The organism is Pseudomonas sp. TREG-RG-20F-10-E-6-01, from assembly GCF_022662455.1.
Classification (GTDB): Bacteria; Pseudomonadota; Gammaproteobacteria; order Pseudomonadales; family Pseudomonadaceae; genus Aquipseudomonas.
Window position 1 is genome coordinate 71,829 of record NZ_JAKNQP010000012.1, and the last position, 17,254, is coordinate 89,082.

A 17,254-nucleotide genomic window follows, 5' to 3' on the forward strand; every position below is an offset into this window, starting at 1 on the left:
AAGTCGCCTGGGCGATGATGATCACCTGTGGGTCACCGATGGGTGAATGAGCATTTGGTGGCGTCAGCGTCTTCGCAATAGGTGCCTTTCCATTCACCTGTAGGCGTGAGGTTCCATTCAGTGACGGATTTGAGCGTGACCGAAAGCTGTGCGTCGTTACCCATTGGCCCCTTGTAGGTGCAGGTGACGGCTTTGTGTTGTGCATCGTATCGGGCATCTTGGAACGTCGAGTCACTGAGGTAGGAGGCGGTCGCTGACGGGTTTTTGCCGGTCCAGGTAAGCCCGCCCGGCGGTGAGGCTGCATAGCTATAACCGCCACCGGCCATCGCGGTTTGATGGATGCTCTGGATCGGTGGGCAGGTTGCGGTCGCTGCGATGGCATTTGCTACCAGCCCTGTCATTGCAGACAAACCTGCAAGCAGTGCGCGCTTCATGGTGAGCTTCCTGGAGGGGCCGGAGGCTCATGCTGCGGGCGATCGTGAGGCCTGGCTACTGGTATAAATGACAGTTTTTTAGTGTTTTTTCTTATTGCTGAGGTGATGGTTATTTCAATGTCGCCCAGCCGATGAAGATCAAATGTGGGAGCTGGCTTGCCTGCGATTGCGGTCGGCCAGCCAACCTGTCTCTGGCTGACCCACCGCTATCGCAGGCAAGCCAGCTCCCACAGGGATTTATGGGGTGTCAGCGCGAGGCGAGTGCGCCTTGGTACAGGACCGGTCCGGTTGGTTGGCCGGACGGTGAACCGCCTTGTGGCTCCAGGCTGACGGCGAGGGTCACGGGGGCGGTCAACAGCGCTTGTTGCTCTTTACTCAACTGGATGCGGCCTTTACCCGAGCTGGGCACCAAGCCCAGTGAGATCGGTTTACCTCCGGGCGCAATCGCCCACAATTCCAGGGCGCGCGTCGGCTCTACAGCGGCCAACGTCAGCGGCTCCACTTGCAGGTGATCGCCAAATGCCTGGATCTGCAGCGCCGGTTGCTGATTCGCCGCAACCAGCGTGGCGTTGTACTCGGCGCCGATATCACGCTGATAAAGCACGCCGACCAACACGGCGACGACGACCGCGCACGCAGCCGCCAGCAGACGGAATTTCATCCAGAACGGCTTCTTCGCTGGCACATGCAGCACTTGCGGCTCGATCCGTGCTTTGATGCCTGCCCACACATGATTCGGCACGGGCCGTTCGGGCAGTGCGCCGGTCAGGCTGGCGAGGGCATCCTGCCAGTGGCCGAGTTCGACGCGCAGCGCGGCGTCTTCCAGTAACAGGGCGTCGAAGCGCCGACGGGCGGTAGCCGGCATCAGGCCGATCGCGTAGTCGGCGGCGAGGGCGCGGCGCAGGGCGGTGGTTTGGTAGTTCATGATTCAAGGCACCTGCGCAGGCGCTCCATACCACGGCGAATCCAGGATTTGATCGAGCCCAGGGGCGCCGCCAAGTGGTCGGCCAGTTCCGAGCACGACAGGCCCTGGAAGTAAGCCACGGTGATCGATTGGCGCTGCATGCCATCGAGGGTGTCGAGGCAGCGGTTGAGGGCGCGGGCTTCGCGCTCGGTGTCGAGCTGTTCGTGGGCGCTGGGGCTGTCGTCGAGCAGGGCGTCCTGCTGGCCGTCGGCCAAGGGCTGTTCGCGGTGTTTGCGCAACTGGTCGATGGCCAGGTTACGGGTGATGTTCACCATCCAGGTCATCGGCGCCGCCAGGTGTGCCTCGTAGCGCGAAGCGTTGTACCAGATGCGCACAAAGGCTTCCTGGAGCACTTCTTCAGCCAGGTCCTTGCGCCCCATGAACCGGAATGCAACACCGTGCAGGCGTGGCGAGACACTGCGGTAGAGGGTCTCGAACGCCTGGCGGTTGCCCAGGGCGCACTGCGCCAGCAGGGGCTGCAACGGGTCAGCATCGTTGATGGAAATAGGGCTTCTCCAGGCTCTCGAACGAGGGCGACGGGACTGCGCACGGTAGGCAGAGGGTAGTCCAGCTTGAGCATTCATTCCATCCGACTCCGAGCGGTGCATGCTGGGTATACGCGCGGTAGGGTGATTTGGATGCAGCTTTTTCTGAACTAATCTTCAGGTGGGAACAATCCTTCGGGACTGTCAGTCCAACGCCTGCTTTTAGCTCCTACATTCAGAGGTTGTCTTGATGAAGATTTCACGCGGTTTTGCCCTGTCCTGCCTGATGACCGTGGCCGCCAGCCCGGTGTTTGCCGCAGGTTTCAGCCTCGGTGACGTGGCCAACGCCGTTTCCGGCGCCCAGGGCAGCAACAACAAGGCCGCTGCAGCAGCGCCGAGTTCCCAGACCGCAGGCCTGCTGAGCGCCCTGACTTCGCAACTGAACGTCACCCCTGAACAAGCCGTCGGCGGTACCGGCGCCATGCTGGGCCTGGCCAAGAACCAATTGAGCAGCACCGACTATTCGCAATTGGGCAAAAGCGTGCCCGGCCTGGATAAGCTCGCGGGGAACAACTCCCTGGGCAGCCTCGGCGCCTTGAGCGGGATGCTCGGCCAGAGCGGCGGCAGCAAAACCAGCGGCCTGGACAGCGTGCTGGGTAACGTGAAGAACACCAACGACCTGAACACCGCCTTCAGCGCGCTGGGCATGGATAACAGCATGATCGGCAAGTTTGCGCCGGTAATCCTGCAATACCTGGGTGGTCAGGGCGCCAACGAGTCGGTGCTGGGCAAACTCGCCTCGGCCTGGGGCACTGGCAGCTAAATAGGCTCTGCGCGCAGTTGGGCGATGCGCGCGTCCTTCTCCCTCCAGAGCTGGTTCACCCAGTTCTGGACGGTCTGGCGAAAGGCCGGATCATTCTCGTAATCGCCCTGCCATAGCGCCGGGTCGAGTTCCCGGGTGCGAATGTCGATGATCACTTTCGGCACCGCGCCGCTGATCAAATCCCAAAACCCCGGAATTTTTTGCTGCGGATAGACCACGGTCACGTCGAGCACGGCATCCAGTTGTTCACCCAGCGCTGCCAACACAAACGCCACGCCGCCCGCCTTGGGTTTGAGCAACCGGGCATACGGTGAATCCTGCTGCTTGTGTTTGACCGCGTTGAACCGCGTGCCTTCCAGGTAATTCACCACGGTCACCGGCTGGCGCTTGAACAGCTCGCAGGCCTCTTTGGTGATTTTCAGGTCCTGGCCTGCCAGCTCCGGGTGCTTGGCCAGGAACGCCTTGGTGTAGCGCTTCATGAAGGGGTAATCCAGCGCCCACCACGCCAGGCCGAGGAAGGGCACCCAGATCAGCTCTTTTTTCAGGAAGAATTTGAAGAACGGCGTACGCCGGTTGAGCGCCTGGATTAGCGCCGGAATGTCCACCCAGGACTGATGGTTGCTGATCACCAGGTAAGAGGTGTCGCCACGTAGCTGCGCGCCACCGCGGATGTCCCATTGGGTGGGGATGCATAGCGAGAAGATCAGCTTGTCGATTTCAGCCCAGGTCTCGGCGATCCACATCACGGCCCACGAGGCATAGTCGCGATAGCGCCCGGGCGCCACCAGCTTGAGCAGGGCAAACAGCATCAACGGCCCGAACAGCACCAGGGTGTTGAGCAATAGCAGCAGTGTGACGAAACAGCCGGTGAGCAGGCGGCGCATAAGTAACTCTTGGAATCCTGTGGGCGGGCCATGATAAGCAAGCTGAGTCTAGAGGCCAAATCGCAAATCGCTGGACGAATGTTTCACAATGTTCCCGGTATGGTTGAGAACTAACTAAGTGCTGCCTTTGCGGTCTAGAATCCGCCTACTTCTTTCGAGGAAATCACTTCGTGAAATTGCTCCTTGCCGCGTTCGCCCTCGTTCTTCCTGTTGTGGCCGCCCAGCCTGTCCTGGCCGCCGAACCGACCCTTTACGGTCGCTACGAATACATCCAGTTGCCGGAGATCGGCGAAACCTTCAAGGCCAAGATGGACACCGGCGCGCTGACCGCCTCGCTGTCGGCCCGAGACATCGAGACCTTCACCCGCGATGGCGACGATTGGGTGCGCTTCCGCCTCGGCGGCAAGGACGCTTCCAACAAAGTCTACGAACACAAAGTCTCGCGCATCAGCAAAATCAAGAGCCGCGCCGACGAAGACGATGACAAGGACGAAGCCACCGTGGCCAAGCGCCCGGTGATCGATCTGGAAATGTGCCTGGGCAACGTCAAGCGCACCGTTGAGGTGAACCTCACTGACCGCAGCAGCTTCAACTACCCGCTGCTGATCGGCGCCAAGGCCCTGCGTGAATTCGGCGCAGCGGTGAACCCGGCGCGTCGTTACACTGCCGACAAACCGGACTGCTGACGGACCCACATGCCGCATATCCTGATTGTCGAAGACGAAGCGGCGATAGCCGATACGCTGATTTTCGCCCTGCAAGGCGAGGGCTTCACCACCACCTGGCTGAGCCTTGGCCAGGAGGCGCTGGCCCATCAGCGCCAGTCGCCCGCTGACTTGATCATCCTCGACATCGGCCTGCCGGACATCAGCGGCTTTGAAACCTGCAAGCAATTGCGCCGTTTCAGTGAAGTGCCGGTGATGTTTCTCAGCGCCCGTGACGGCGAGATTGATCGGGTGGTGGGCCTGGAGATCGGTGCTGACGATTATGTGGTCAAGCCGTTCAGCCCACGGGAAGTGGCGGCGCGGGTGCGGGCCATCCTCAAGCGCGTCAGTCCAGGCGCCGCGCCTGCCGTGTTCCAGGTTGACCTGGAACGCATGCAAATCCATTACCGCGGTCAGCCCCTGAGCCTGACGCGTCATGAGTTTCGCTTGCTGCAAAGCCTGCTTGAGCAACCCGAGCGCGTGTTCAGCCGCGAGCAACTGCTCGACGCGGTGGGCGTGCCCGCCGACGCTGGCTACGAACGCAATATCGACAGCCATATCAAAAGCCTGCGCAGCAAACTGCGAAGCGTGGCCGCCGACGCCGAGCCGATCCAGACCCACCGTGGCCTGGGTTACAGCTACAGCCCGAGCCATAGCTGATGCGCCTGGGGCTGCGGATTTTTCTGGTGTACGCGCTGTTTATCGGCCTGACCGGCTATTTTGTGCTCAACACCGTGATGAAAGAGATCCGCCCCGGCGTGCGCCAATCCACCGAAGAAACTCTGGTGGACACGGCCAACCTGCTGGCCGAAATCCTGCGGCTGGACGTGAAGAACGGCACCCTCGGCCAAAGCCACTGGCCGGAGCTGCTCAAGGCCTACGGTAGCCGCCAGCCGGGCGCGACGATCTGGGGCCTGCCGAAAAACCAGGTCAACCACCGCATCTACGTGACGGACGCCAAGGGCATTGTGTTGCTCGACTCCACGGGCGAGGCGGTCGGCCAGGACTATTCCAAATGGAACGACGTGTACCTGACCCTGCGCGGCGAATATGGCGCGCGGTCGACCCGTAATGAGCTAAATGACCCTAACTCGTCGGTGATGCACGTGGGCGCGCCGATCCGCGACAACGGCCAGATCATCGGCGTGGTCACTGTGGCCAAGCCCAACAGCTCGTTGCAGCCCTATGTCGACCGTACCGAACACCGCCTGCTGTGGTACGGCGCCGGGTTGGTGATCCTCGGCCTGCTGCTCGGCGCACTGTTGTCGTGGTGGCTGAGCGTGGCGCTGCATCGGCTGACGGCGTATGCCCAGGCCGTGAGCGAAGGTCGGCGCGCCGAGTTGCCGCATTACCGCGGCGGCGAGCTCAAGCAGCTATCTACCGCCGTCGAGCACATGCGCACGCAGCTGGAGGGCAAGGCCTACGTCGAGCGTTACGTGCACACCCTGACCCACGAACTGAAAAGCCCGCTGGCGGCAATTCGTGGCGCGGCGGAGCTGTTGCAGGGCGACATGACCCGCGAGCAACAGCAGCGCTTCGTCGGCAATATCGACAGTGAAAGCGCGCGCTTGCAACAGTTGATCGAGCGCCTGCTGAACCTGGCCCAAGTGGAGCAGCGCCAAGGTTTGGAAGAGCAAGTCAGCATGCCGTTGGCGACCCTGGTCGACGAGGTGCTCAAGGCCCAGTGCGCGCGCATTGAAGGCGCCGGCTTGCAGGTCGAACAGGCGATTGGCGCGGATGTGAAGGTATTTGGCGAGCCGTTCCTGCTGCGCCAGGCCTTGGGTAATCTGCTCGATAACGCCCTGGACTTCACGCCGCTCGGTGGCACGTTGAGGTTCAGCGCACGCACGCAGCACAACGACGTGCAGGTCAGCCTGTTCAACCAGGCTGCGGCCATTCCCGACTACGCCTTGCCGCGCCTGAGTGAGCGTTTCTACTCGCTGCCACGCCCGGCAAGCGGGCGCAAAAGCACCGGCCTGGGCCTTAACTTTGTTGAAGAAGTGATGAAGCTGCACGGCGGCGCGTTGCAGATCGGCAATGTGCAGGGCGGGGTGCAAGTAGTGCTGCATCTCCACACAGTCTCCACATTGCCCACATAAATCTCCCATCTGCGCGGTTCACGCTCTGCCCATCAAAACAGGGAGAGCCCCATGAACCGCAGCCTGCTTTTCAAACTTGGCGCGATTGCGCTACTGATTCTTCTGTTGCTGATTCCGTTGCTGATGATCAACGGCATCATTGCTGACCGCCAATACGCCCGCGACAGCGTGCTGATGGATATCGCCCGTAGCTCCAGTTACAGCCAGCACCTCAACGGGCCGGTGATGGTGGTGCCTTATCGCAAGACCGTGCGCGAGTGGAAACTCAATGAAAAGCTCAATAAACGCTACGAGGAAACCCGTGAAGAGCGCGGTCGTCTGTATTTCCTGCCGGACCGCTTTGAGCTCGATGGCAAGGTGCAAACCGAGCTGCGGTCGCGGGGTATTTACCAGGCGCGACTGTTCCATGCCGACACCCGCATCAGCGGGCGTTTCGAGCTGCCTGCGCAGCTGGGCATCACGCAAGACTTTGCCGATTACCGCTTTGATCCAGCGTTTCTGGCGGTGGGCATCAGCGATATTCGCGGCATTGAAAACGCACTGAAACTGGAACTGGGCGACCAACGCCTGGACTTCTCGCCGGGTACTCAAGTGGACTGGCTGGGGGAGGGCGTGCACGTGGCATTGCCGGAACAGGACAGCAAGAAACCGGCCGTGCTGGACTTCGCTTTTGACCTGCGCCTGCAAGGCACCGAACAACTGCAAGTGGTGCCGGTGGGCAAGGTCAGCGAGGTCTCGCTCGCATCGAACTGGCCCCACCCAAGCTTCATCGGCAACTTCCTGCCGGCTCAGCGGGCCGTCACCGACAAAGGCTTCACGGCCAACTGGCAGACCACATTTTTCTCCACCAACCTGGAGCAAGCCCTGCAAACCTGCCTGGACGGGCGAAGCTGTGATGCCTTCAGCAACCGCAGCTTTGGCGTGAACTTCATCGACCCGGTGGACCAGTACCTCAAGAGCGACCGCGCGATCAAATACGCGCTGCTGTTTATCGCCCTGACGTTTGCCGGCTTCTTCCTGTTCGAAGTGCTCAAGAGCCTGGCGGTGCACCCGATTCAATACGCGCTGGTGGGCGTTGCCCTGGCGTTCTTTTACCTGCTGTTGTTGTCGTTGTCCGAGCACATCGGCTTTGGCCCGGCGTACCTGTTGTCGGCGAGCGCCTGTGTGTTGTTGATCGGCTTCTACGTGTGCCATGTGCTGCGCAGCATTGCCCATGGGCTGGGCTTTTCGGCGGGGCTGGCGGCGCTGTATGGCCTGTTGTACGGGCTGCTCAGTGCCGAGGATTACGCGCTGCTGATGGGCTCGCTGTTGCTGTTCGGGCTGTTGGGCACAGTGATGGTGCTGACGCGCAAACTCGATTGGTATGGCGTGGGCAAGCGCAAGGTGGCCGAGCCGCTGCAATTTGACCTGGAGGCCGTGCAATGATCGGCTTACGGGAGGATCAGCAGATAAAGACGCAATTGGTGGCGAGGATTAACCTGCTGTTCCCTGTTGTCGTTGTGGCGAGCGGGCTTGCCCCGCGTTGGGCTGCGCAGCAGCCCCAGAACCCATCACAGAGGAGTGCCTGATGGACCGCAGTCTGATTGATTGGGGCGGCTTCGCCACCCAACGCGGGGCAAGCCCGCTCGCCACGACAAGCCCGCTGGCCACACAAAGCGGGCTCACTGCACAAGGTCAGACCGGCGGCTGGGTCTGCAGCATCGACGGCCGCTGGCTGACCTTGGCGTACCAATCGGCAAGCTGGGGATTCGCAGCGCGCCATTGCAGGTCTGGGTGGCGGAAGTCGAGGTAGCCCAAGGCGCAGGCCACGCTGATCGACGCAATGTCGAAGTGGCTGGCCAGCTCGGCAATCGCATTGGCTTCCAACTCCGCGAGGGTGCGACGGATCTTGTTGCGCTGCTCATCCAGCCATTGGTCCCAGTGCTTTTCTGCCGGGCGCATGGCGGTTTCGTAACGCACCAGCACGGCGGCGTCCATGATGCCGTCGGCCATTGAGGCCAGGGTCAGGCGGCGCCAGCGTGCCGAGCCGTCGCGAGGGATCAGCGGGTTGCCGACATGCTGGTGGTCGAGGTAATCGAGGATCACCCGGCTGTCGTGCAGGGCGCTGCCGTCGGCCAGGCGCAGGGCCGGGATCTTGCCCACGGGGTTTTCGTGCACCAGCTGCGCGTCCGGGTTGACCGGTGTCGGCATGCAGCCTCGCAGGGCCACGCGGTCCTGCTGGCCGGTTTCGATCAGCAGCACGCGGACTTTACGAACAAAGGGTGAGGCAGGGTTGTGGAACAAGGTCATGCTGGGCGTGGACATGGGCATTCCTCGAAATGGGCAGTGGCTAGCCTAGAGGGTTGCGCGGTGGCTGGCGAGGGGGGCTTTGGGTGTTTTTGAGGGCCTCATCGCAGGCAAGCCAGCTCCCACACGGGGAATGCATTTCAAGGTGGGAGCTGGCTTGCCGGCGATAGCGCCCTCAGCCGCGCCGCTTGAATAACGCCCAAACACCAATGACCGCAGGAATCCCCAAACCGACCCAGCTCAATGAGTCCCACAGCCCATCGCCGAGCAACGCGGCAAACAGCCCGGCCGCGCTGAGCACGCCAATTCCCAGCGGAATGCCAAACACCTTCCAGAAGTTCGACTGCCGCGGCTTCATACCTTGGCCGCCTTGCGCCGCACGATCCACAGGTAAACGCCGCTGCCCAGCACGATGATGGTCAGCACATCGAGCACCGCCCAGAGAATCTTCATCGGCATTCCGCCGTAGTCACCAAAGTGCAATGGCTGCGACATGCCCATGGCGTCCATGTACCACGGCCGCTCAGCGATAGCGGTGACGGCCAGGGTGCTGGCGTCGATCAGCACCGGCGTGAGCAGGTGCGAGGTCAGGTGCGTGCTGCCCTTCATGAACACCGCGTAATGGTGCTCACTGGAAAAACGCGTGCCGGGGAAGGCGATAAAGTCCGGCTCCATGCCGGGCGCGGCCTTGGCGGCAATGCTCAGCAGCTCGGTGGCCGGCGCGCGTTGGGTCAGTGGCGGCGCGTTTTTGTAGGGTTCGATCATCGCGCTGAGGCTGTCCTGGCGCCAGGCGGCGATGATCAGGTCGGCGCAGGCGCTGATCACACCGGTCACGCCCACTACCAGCGCCCAGGTCAACGTGACCACGCCGATCAGGTTGTGCAGGTCGAGCCAACGCAAGCGCGTGGACTTGTCCTGGCGCACGGTGGCGAACTTCACGCGGCGCATGAACGGCAGGTACAGCACCGTGCCCGAGACAATCGCCAGCACAAACAAAAGGCCCATGAAGGCCAGCAGCAACTTGCCCGGCAGGCCGGCGAACATGTCCACATGCAGGCGCAGCAGGAACAGCGTCAGCCCGCCATTGGCCGCTGGGGTTTCGACGGCTTCACCGGTGCGCGCATCGAGCATGAAAGTGTGCGACGAGTTGGGTTCGGTGCCAGCCGTGGCGGCCATGATTGCGATCACGCCGTTCTTGTCGTCTTCGTCCCACGCCAGGTATTGCATCGCCTCACCCGGGCGATGCGCCTGGGCTTTGGCCACCAGTTGCTCAAGGTTCAGCTGCGGGGTATCGGCGGGCATCTGCGCCAGTTCAGGCTCATTGCCCAGCAGGTGATCGATCTCATGGTGAAACACCAACGGCAGGCCGGTGAGGGCGAGCAGCAGCAGGAAGACTGTGCAGATCAGGCTGGTCCAGGTGTGGATGAAGGACCAGCGGCGGATGGTTTTGCTTTTCATGGTTCATCCAAATGCAAAAGGGCCACGGCGTTACCGTGACCCTTGGGTGACCGCGTCAGTGGTTTACCACTTGTAGTTCACAGCTGCCACGACATTGCGTTCATCACCGTAGTAGCACCATGCGCCGTCGCAGGTCGACAAGTAGTCCTTGTTGAAGATGTTCTTGGCGGTGACATCCACCGAGACACCCGCGAGTACCGGGTTGATACGGCTCAAGTCGTAATGCACGGCAGCATCGTAAACGGTATAGGAACCAACGTGGCCATTGGCGGTGTTAGCAGTATTGCCGTAGGTGTCGCCCACGTAACGCACGCCAGCGCCTACGCCAAAGCCATCCAGCACACCCGAATGCCACGTGTAATCAGACCACAGCGACGCCTGGTTACGTGGCACCAGCTTCATGCGGTTGCCCTTATCGTCACCCTTGAGGATTTCGGTGTCGGTGTAGGTATACGAGCCCACCAGTTTCAGATTGTCGGTGACTTCCGACGTGGCTTCCAGCTCCAGGCCGCGCACGCTGATTTCGCCGATCTGACTGGTGATGTTGTTCTGTGTCACCGAAACGTTTTGCTGGCGCAGGTCAAATACGGCGGCGGTCAACAGGGTCTTGCTGCCTACCGGTTGGTACTTCACACCCACTTCGGTCTGCTTACCCTGAGTTGGCTTGAACGACTCGGTCGCGCTTGCACTGGCGCCAGCAGTGGGCTGGAACGACTCGGTATAGGAGATGTACGGCGTGATGCCAGAGTCGAATACATAGCTGAGGCCAGCATTACCGCTGAAGGCTTTGTCACGTTGGGTGTTGGTGGCGTCATTCATGTTGAAGAACGTTGTGCCGGTATGAATCCAGTCCTCGCGTCCTCCCAGGGTCAGGCGCCATTTATCCAGGGCAATTTGGTCTTGGATGTAGAGGCCGGTCTGCACGGTTTTCTGGTTGTAATCGTAGAAGGTGAACGGCGCACCCGCTGGGCGTGGCTGGTTGTAAATTGGGCGGTTCGGGTTGATGCTCGCCGCGTTGCCTTCGATCCAGTGGTAGTCGGTATTGGAGCGCTGGTGGTCCAGGCCGAGCAACAGGGTATGGCTCAGGGCTCCAGTCTGGAAGTCGGCCTGGAAGTTGTTGTCGACAGCCAGTTGGGCGATGTCTTCGTCCACTTTGTCGTAAATGCGTTTGAGCATTCCATCTGCGCCGACGGCGGTATCGCCATAGCTGGAATAGGTGGTGTTGAAAGCCAGTTCGCTCTTGGTGTAACGCAGGTTTTGCTTGAACTGCCACACATCGTTGAAGCGATGATCGAAGGCATAACCCAAGGCATAGTATGTGCGGTCGTAGTAGTCCTGGTCCGGCTCGCCAAGGTTCTTGTGATGGGAAATCTTACCCGCCGGCGAACTCAGCTTGGTGCCCTGCAACGGTAAAAACTGACCGCTGATACCGGTATCATCGCGGGTGAACTGCGAGAGCAGGGTCAGGTGAGTGTCGTCGTTTATGTTCCAGGTCAGGCTCGGCGCGATGTTGTAGCGCTTATCCTCGATATGGTCGATAGGTGTACCGCTGTCGCGAACTACGCCATCGACACGGTAGAGAAACTGACCTTGGTCATCAATTTTGCCGGTGCTGTCGAAGCTGATTTGCTTGCGATTGTTGCTACCGACTTCGGCGCGCACGGCGTTGCTGCTTTCCGCCTGTGGGCGACGGCTGACCATGTCGAGCATACCGCCCGGCGGGGTTTGCCCGTATACCGAGGACGCTGGACCACGCAACAGTGTGATGCGGTCCAGGTTCCAGGTTTCCTGTTTCGGGTTGGCATAAGAACCTTTGGGCAACGGCAAACCGTCGAGGAATTGCGTCGGCTCGAAGCCACGTACTCGAAGCCAGTCCGCTCGGGAATCGCTGCCGTAGCTGCTGGCGATCACTCCAGGCATGTAGCGCACAGCGTCATCGAGGTTCTGCACGCCGCGGTCTTCCATCTGGGCACGCGTGACCACAGACATTGAGCGGGGCGCCTCAACGATTGGTGTGTCTGTCTTGGTGCCCGCAGCTGTGCGCGTTGCGACATACCCGTCCACAGGTCCCCACGCACTTTCATAGCTGCCTTGCCCGGTGATACTGGTCTCAGCCAACGCCACAACGCCTTCCGGAATCGCCACCAGCGTAAACGTGCCCGCGCTGCTTTGCTCCAGTTGCAGCCCAGTGCCACGCAACGCCTCTCGCAGCGCGCCCTGCGCATCGAACTGGCCTTTGACCGGTGCCGAGTTCTTGCCCGACGCCAATGCTGGATTGAGGGTCAGCGCAAGGCCGGCCTGGCTGGCGATCTGGTTGAGCGTGCTGGCCAACGGCGCAGCCGGCAGGTTGTAGGCGCGCACGCTGGAAGCCTGTTCGGCGGCGATCAGCGTGGTGCTCGCCAGCGGGGCGCTCAGGGCGATGGCCACGGCTAACAGGCTGGGGCGCAACAAGGTGTCTAGCGTGCGGGACATAGGGCGGCTCCTGAATGGAAACATTTCTCAATTGCCTAGGTGCCGGACGAGAATCAAAAAGTGATAGGGCCAAGCGAAAATAAATCTGCGAATGTGCGCAACTGTTCGTACGACATGGCCCTCAAGGCTCAGGGGAGCTGGGTTTTTCAGCCGACCGCCCACTGCAGTTTGTCGGCCAGGGCGTCGGGGTAGTGATCGGTCTGGGTGATTGCCGCGCGTGTGGCTTCGCCATGACCGAAGGCTTCGATCAACACGTCAACCTGTGTGGCCAGCAAGTCGCTCAGCGAATCAAGCCGTGACTCAAGGGCGCGGTAGCGGGCGATGTCCATAAGGCCTTCGCTGATGAACCAGGCAGCATGCTTGTTCAGGTAGTCCAACACGTAGAGGCCGCACAGCGCGTTGCCCAGTTCCTTGGCCAACCCTTGGGGCAGCAAGCTGCCGGCGCGGATTGCGCTTTGGATGGCAAGGCGCTGGGCGTAGGCCTCTCCTGCGCGGGCAACGACCATCAACTGCGCGTTCCAGACCTGCATGTCGTCCTCTCCCTCGCCACGGTGCCGGGCAACATGGTCGGCCACCTGCTTGAGCAGACGGTACTCCAGGGTATGAGCCATGGCTTGCCAGTATTCGGTGTCATCCAGCCCGGCCTGGGGGTTGGGCGGTGTGGGTTCACTCAAGGGTTGGCCGATCAGTACCTTGGCGGCGTCCAGCAGGATCATGCGGTTATTGCCACCGGCGTCCTGATAGATTTTGGCCATGCCTTCATAGTCGGCGAAGCGATTGAGGTTGAGCGCACCGGCCACCCCGCAGCGCAACCGACACTCTGTCGCCAGCGCCTCGGCGGCGGGTGCACACAGCGCCTTGGTCAGCGCCAGGGTTTGGCTGATGGCGGCCCACGGTGTCCACGTCACGTCGCCTGTGCCGGTGGTGTGCAGTGACGCCTGACTGGCAGTGCCTTCAATCCACAGGCGGGCGGAGTCGTTGGCAAAGCACTTCATGACATACGCCGTGGCCAGGCAACCGAACAGCGCGCGGCGTTGAGTGCGAAACGCCAACAGGCCGGTGCCGTTGCCGATCCGCGCCTGGGTCGTGCGTCGGTTGGCATGGGTCAGGGCCAGGGTTGCGCAGGCAAGCATCACCGAACTCAAGCCGACGCCGACCATCGCCCACACATTCTTGGGCGCAAACAGTGAGCGAATCAGGCGACGGTCCGTACTGCCCAATGGGTCGTGGAACTGATTGGACGCGTCGATCGAAGCGCCATCGCGCAGCCACGCGTCGAAGGGCAGGCGCACGTTGTCAAAACTCGCCAGGCCGTAATCCAGCGGCACTGCGCGGATTTCCGCCGGTGACGACATGGAAACTCCCGGGCGCGGGCCGTTGGCGTCACTCAATGGCAGCATGAACGCGAATACGCCACAGGGCTGGCCCTGAACGATCACTTGGGCAAACACCACGCCCAGCTTGTCCAGGTTGCTGATCCCGACGTTGGCGAATTTAAGCGCGGCCTTGTTCGGTGTGTTCAGCATAAAGGTGCGCGTGTCGGCGTTGAATACGGCCTCGACACACGCGCCCATGTGGGAGTTGCTGCGACCTATCTCGGTCAGCGCGTAAACCCCCAGACGCTCACCGGCCTCCAACTTGCGTCGCCACTGGGTGGCGCTCGGATGATCCTGCTCGAACGCCAGCAGCGTACCGATGCATAACCCCTGCTGAATCACGCAGCCCATGAACAGCGAGGGATCATTGAGCGCCGCGTGGGTGGCCTCGGCCATCAATAACTGCGGCTGCGCAAAGCCATGGATACCGTCGGGCAGCTGGCGCATCAGGTGCTGCAAGCGCTGGTAGGTGTGCCGATGGCCCTCATGAAAACTCTGGTTGGCGCGAGGATGGAGTTCGGGGTCGCTGAACATCTTCGCCATCTGCGCGTGAACCTCGGCATCGACGGGCCCGTTGGCCAGCTGGCGCAAGGCAACCACGGCCTTGTGTGCTTCGGGCGCATTGACCAGCAAATGGCGCAGGCTTTCGATAGGTTGCGCCAGCGGCGCGTAGGTCTGTGCAGGATGCAGGCTTTTGCGTATGCACACCGACAGGCCGCTGTTCACCCCGAGGTCGATAAATACGGTGCGTTTGTCCGTCGGCAGTTGCGCCAACGTGTGGGGCAGGTTGGTGGGTTGCGTGACGCCCAGGGTAAACAGGTGATGCAAATCGTCCTCGGGTTCGTAGCGACGCCCCAGCACCGTTGAGTAGATCGGTGTTTTGAAGGGTTTGAGTGTCAGCGGCTGCAGGTTTTTGTGAAGTTGCCGGGCGACCTCCGTGTGAGGCGGGTAGTGCGACGCGTAAGCGATCGAGACCGGGCGCAAGGGGTGCGCGCTGTCATCGTGGTGAGCAAGCAGGTGCTCCAGGTCTGCCGTCTCGCCGCTGATGATGCATTGGGCTGGCGCGTTGACAGAGCCCAGCACCAGGTTCGACTCGGGGTAGCGGTCCAGCAGCGCTTGCGTGTCCTGCGCTGAAAGGTTGACCAGCAGCATGCTGCCTCGCCCCTCCTCGCTGCGGTAGGCGGCGTTGAGGGCGCAGACCGCGCGGGCACCCTGGGCAATGTCGAGCACGCCGCCACACACGCGGGCAGCAATTTCGCCGAAGCTTTGCGCAACGATCAGGGAGGGAACAATGCCCGTGGCTTGCAGCAACTGGTTAAGCACCACCGCAGCGCCATACAGCGCCAGTTGCGCCACACCTGAAGGCAGCGGCAGGGCGTGATCGCGGGTCAACAGAACCTGGGTGATTAACCCTGGATGGGGATCAGGCTCGTGCGCCGCTGCCTCGGTTTCGATGATTGCCAGAATCGTGTCAATTCGGTCTCTGGCTTCGGGTACATGCTGATACAGCTCCGCCAGAGCGCCGCACGGATCGCTGCCTTGGCCAGGAAAGGCGAAGACATAGTTTTGACTGTAGATGTTGAGTTGGGTTGACATGGGTCCATCCTCGTTAGCCGAACAGGATCGCTTCACCAGCAGGACGCTGGAAAAAACGAAGGCTCATTGGATGGCAAAAAACTGGGCGGCGTACCTGTGAGAAATGACAGTTTTTTGTAACGTTTCGAGATAGGCTCGATTCAATTATTGCTAACCGAACCGCCTTGCGCCGGCCTTGCGACCACCTGGGTCCACCACGGCGTGTGCTGCTCGATCTGTACCGGCAGCGTCGGCAGCAGCGCGTTCAGCGCCAGCGTTGTGTCGTGCAGCGGGAAGCTGCCGGTGATGCGCAGATCGGCCACGGTTTTATCCACACCCAGATAACCGCTGCGGTAGCGGCTGAGGTCCTCGACCACATCGCCCAGGCGGGCGTTGTCGACCACCAGCATGCCGCGCGTCCAGGCGTCGGCGGCGGCAGAGACGGCCAGCGCAGGGTCGAGGCTGTCGCTGCGCATCAGCACTTGCTGGCCTTCCTTGAAGATCTGTTCCTTGTGCAGCGTCTGTGGCTGGGCAGCCACGGCGGACTGCAGCACGCTCAGGCGTGTGGCGTGGTCTTCGCGCTTGACGATAAACCGCGTCCCCAGCGCTCGCAGGCTGCCATCGCGGGTTTGTACATAAAACGGGCGCGCATCGTTGTGGCCGGTTTCGACCAGAATTTCGCCTTCCTGCAACACGATCAGCCGGCGTTTTTCGTCGAAACGCACGTCGATGGCCGTGTGGGTATTGAGGTTGATCAGCGTGCCGTCCGCCAGTTTCAGCGTGCGTTGCTCGCCCGTGGCGGTGCGTTGGTCGGCCAGCCAATAATGGATCGGCACATAACGCTCACCGGCAAACAAGGCCAGGGCGCAGAGCAGCGCGATGCTTGCCACGCCGCGTCCAAGCTTGCGCACGCGCTGGCGAATGCCTTCGCGCGACTGCAGCAGCGCCGCGCGCGCGGGCCCTGAGGCCACGCTGAAGCGCTGGTCGAGCATGCCCAACTGGCGCCAGGCGCGCGCATGTTCTTCATCGCTGGCCAGCCATTTGGCGAATTCTTCCTGTGCAACGAAGCTGCCGTCACCTGAATCCAGCGACAGTTGCCACGCAATCGCGGCATCCAGCACGCGCGCCGAGACCGGCTTGGCGCTGACCACGCTCACAGCGGCTCGCCATACAGTGCGATGTAACACTGGCGAATGCCTTGGGCCAGGTACTGGCGTACGCGGGGCACCGACACGCCAAGACGCTGGGCAATGTCGGCGTGGCCCAGGCCGTCGAGGCGGTTATAGAGGAAGGCGGCGCGGGCCTTGCTCGACAGTTTGCCGAGCAAGCGGTCGATGGCCTTGAGGTCTTCGAGGATCAGTTGCTGTTCTTCCGGCGACGGGTGTTCGCTTTCCGGGATCAGCATCAGTTCAGTGAGGTAGGCCTGTTCCAGGGCCGCACGCCGGAAGTAGTCGAACAGCAGCCCCTTGGCGATAGCCACCAGAAACGCCCGTGGCTCGCGGGGTTCGCGCAACTCGTCACGGCCCAGCAGGCGCATGAACGTGTCCTGGCTCAGGTCTTCGGCGCGGCTGGGGCAGGCCACATTGCGCCGCAGCCACGCCAACAGCCAGCCACGATGGTCGCGATACAACGCGCCAACAAGCTCAGTGTGTGGGGTCTGGACCGACGACAAGGCATCACCGAATAAACAAGAG

At 61.6% G+C, this 17,254-nt stretch carries 16 protein-coding genes; 5 read left to right on the forward strand and 11 right to left on the reverse strand.

The annotated features are described in order from the left end of the window. Window positions 1–32: 32 nt before the first annotated feature. The 3 genes from L8K08_RS25310 to L8K08_RS25320 all read right to left on the reverse strand — a co-directional run bounded on the left by L8K08_RS25310 (window position 33) and on the right by L8K08_RS25320 (window position 1,982). The gene (locus tag L8K08_RS25310) at window positions 33–434 is read right to left on the reverse strand and encodes a DUF3757 domain-containing protein (RefSeq protein WP_242200671.1); all 402 of its coding nucleotides are present in this window, start codon (window positions 432–434) and stop codon (window positions 33–35) included. Window positions 435–681: 247 nt separating this feature from the next. Continuing rightward, window positions 682–1,359 carry an anti-sigma factor gene (locus L8K08_RS25315; protein ID WP_242200672.1) on the reverse strand — a complete coding sequence of 226 codons (678 nt, stop codon included), beginning with the start codon at window positions 1,357–1,359 and terminating at the stop codon, window positions 682–684. Further along, entirely contained in the window at window positions 1,356–1,982 is a 627-nt protein-coding gene (locus tag L8K08_RS25320; protein ID WP_242200673.1) for a sigma-70 family RNA polymerase sigma factor, read from the reverse strand. Before L8K08_RS25320 ends, L8K08_RS25315 begins: the two co-directional genes overlap by 4 nt. Window positions 1,983–2,133: 151 nt before the next feature. Here L8K08_RS25320 and L8K08_RS25325 point away from each other — a divergent pair, with 151 nt between their 5' ends. Continuing rightward, window positions 2,134–2,706 (forward strand): DUF2780 domain-containing protein, encoded by a 573-nt coding sequence (locus L8K08_RS25325; protein WP_242200676.1) that lies wholly within the window; start codon window positions 2,134–2,136, stop codon window positions 2,704–2,706. Here L8K08_RS25325 and L8K08_RS25330 read toward each other — a convergent pair. Continuing rightward, window positions 2,703–3,590 (reverse strand): acyltransferase, encoded by an 888-nt coding sequence (locus L8K08_RS25330; protein WP_242200677.1) that lies wholly within the window; start codon window positions 3,588–3,590, stop codon window positions 2,703–2,705. The two genes, L8K08_RS25325 and L8K08_RS25330, sit on opposite strands and share 4 nt — an antisense overlap. 170 nt (window positions 3,591–3,760) lie before the next feature. On the opposite strand from L8K08_RS25330, the gene L8K08_RS25335 reads away from it, so the two are divergent. Genes L8K08_RS25335 through creD form a run of 4 tightly spaced genes read left to right on the forward strand, consistent with a single transcriptional unit; the run spans window position 3,761 to window position 7,818 of the window. Continuing rightward, entirely contained in the window at window positions 3,761–4,276 is a 516-nt protein-coding gene (locus L8K08_RS25335; protein WP_145157525.1) for an ATP-dependent zinc protease, read from the forward strand. A 9-nt stretch (window positions 4,277–4,285) separates the two neighbouring features. Then, complete coding sequence (gene creB / locus L8K08_RS25340) at window positions 4,286–4,954, forward strand: two-component system response regulator CreB (RefSeq protein ID WP_242200680.1); 669 nt, start codon at window positions 4,286–4,288, stop codon at window positions 4,952–4,954. Beyond that, window positions 4,954–6,393: a two-component system sensor histidine kinase CreC gene (gene creC, locus L8K08_RS25345; RefSeq protein WP_242200681.1), complete on the forward strand. Its 1,440-nt coding sequence runs from the start codon at window positions 4,954–4,956 to the stop codon at window positions 6,391–6,393. Before creB ends, creC begins: the two co-directional genes overlap by 1 nt. A gap of 51 nt (window positions 6,394–6,444) precedes the next feature. After that, entirely contained in the window at window positions 6,445–7,818 is a 1,374-nt protein-coding gene (gene creD, locus L8K08_RS25350) for a cell envelope integrity protein CreD (RefSeq protein WP_242200684.1), read from the forward strand. Window positions 7,819–8,067: 249 nt separating this feature from the next. On the opposite strand, the gene L8K08_RS25355 is transcribed toward creD, so the two are convergent. From L8K08_RS25355 to L8K08_RS25385, 7 genes are all read right to left on the reverse strand, one after another. Next, complete coding sequence (locus L8K08_RS25355) at window positions 8,068–8,697, reverse strand: glutathione S-transferase (protein ID WP_242200687.1); 630 nt, start codon at window positions 8,695–8,697, stop codon at window positions 8,068–8,070. Window positions 8,698–8,854: 157 nt separating this feature from the next. Then, complete coding sequence (locus L8K08_RS25360) at window positions 8,855–9,037, reverse strand: hypothetical protein (protein ID WP_119737602.1); 183 nt, start codon at window positions 9,035–9,037, stop codon at window positions 8,855–8,857. Further along, window positions 9,034–10,137: a PepSY-associated TM helix domain-containing protein gene (locus L8K08_RS25365; protein WP_242200690.1), complete on the reverse strand. Its 1,104-nt coding sequence runs from the start codon at window positions 10,135–10,137 to the stop codon at window positions 9,034–9,036. Before L8K08_RS25365 ends, L8K08_RS25360 begins: the two co-directional genes overlap by 4 nt. Window positions 10,138–10,200: 63 nt before the next feature. Next, entirely contained in the window at window positions 10,201–12,609 is a 2,409-nt protein-coding gene (locus tag L8K08_RS25370; protein ID WP_242200691.1) for a TonB-dependent siderophore receptor, read from the reverse strand. Window positions 12,610–12,755: 146 nt separating this feature from the next. Continuing rightward, window positions 12,756–15,581: an acyltransferase domain-containing protein gene (locus L8K08_RS25375; RefSeq protein WP_242200694.1), complete on the reverse strand. Its 2,826-nt coding sequence runs from the start codon at window positions 15,579–15,581 to the stop codon at window positions 12,756–12,758. Between the two features lie 140 nt (window positions 15,582–15,721). Next, the gene (locus tag L8K08_RS25380) at window positions 15,722–16,717 is read right to left on the reverse strand and encodes a FecR family protein (protein WP_242200696.1); all 996 of its coding nucleotides are present in this window, start codon (window positions 16,715–16,717) and stop codon (window positions 15,722–15,724) included. Continuing rightward, entirely contained in the window at window positions 16,714–17,232 is a 519-nt protein-coding gene (locus tag L8K08_RS25385) for an RNA polymerase sigma factor (RefSeq protein WP_124418608.1), read from the reverse strand. Before L8K08_RS25385 ends, L8K08_RS25380 begins: the two co-directional genes overlap by 4 nt. Between the last annotated feature and the right edge of the window lie 22 nt (window positions 17,233–17,254).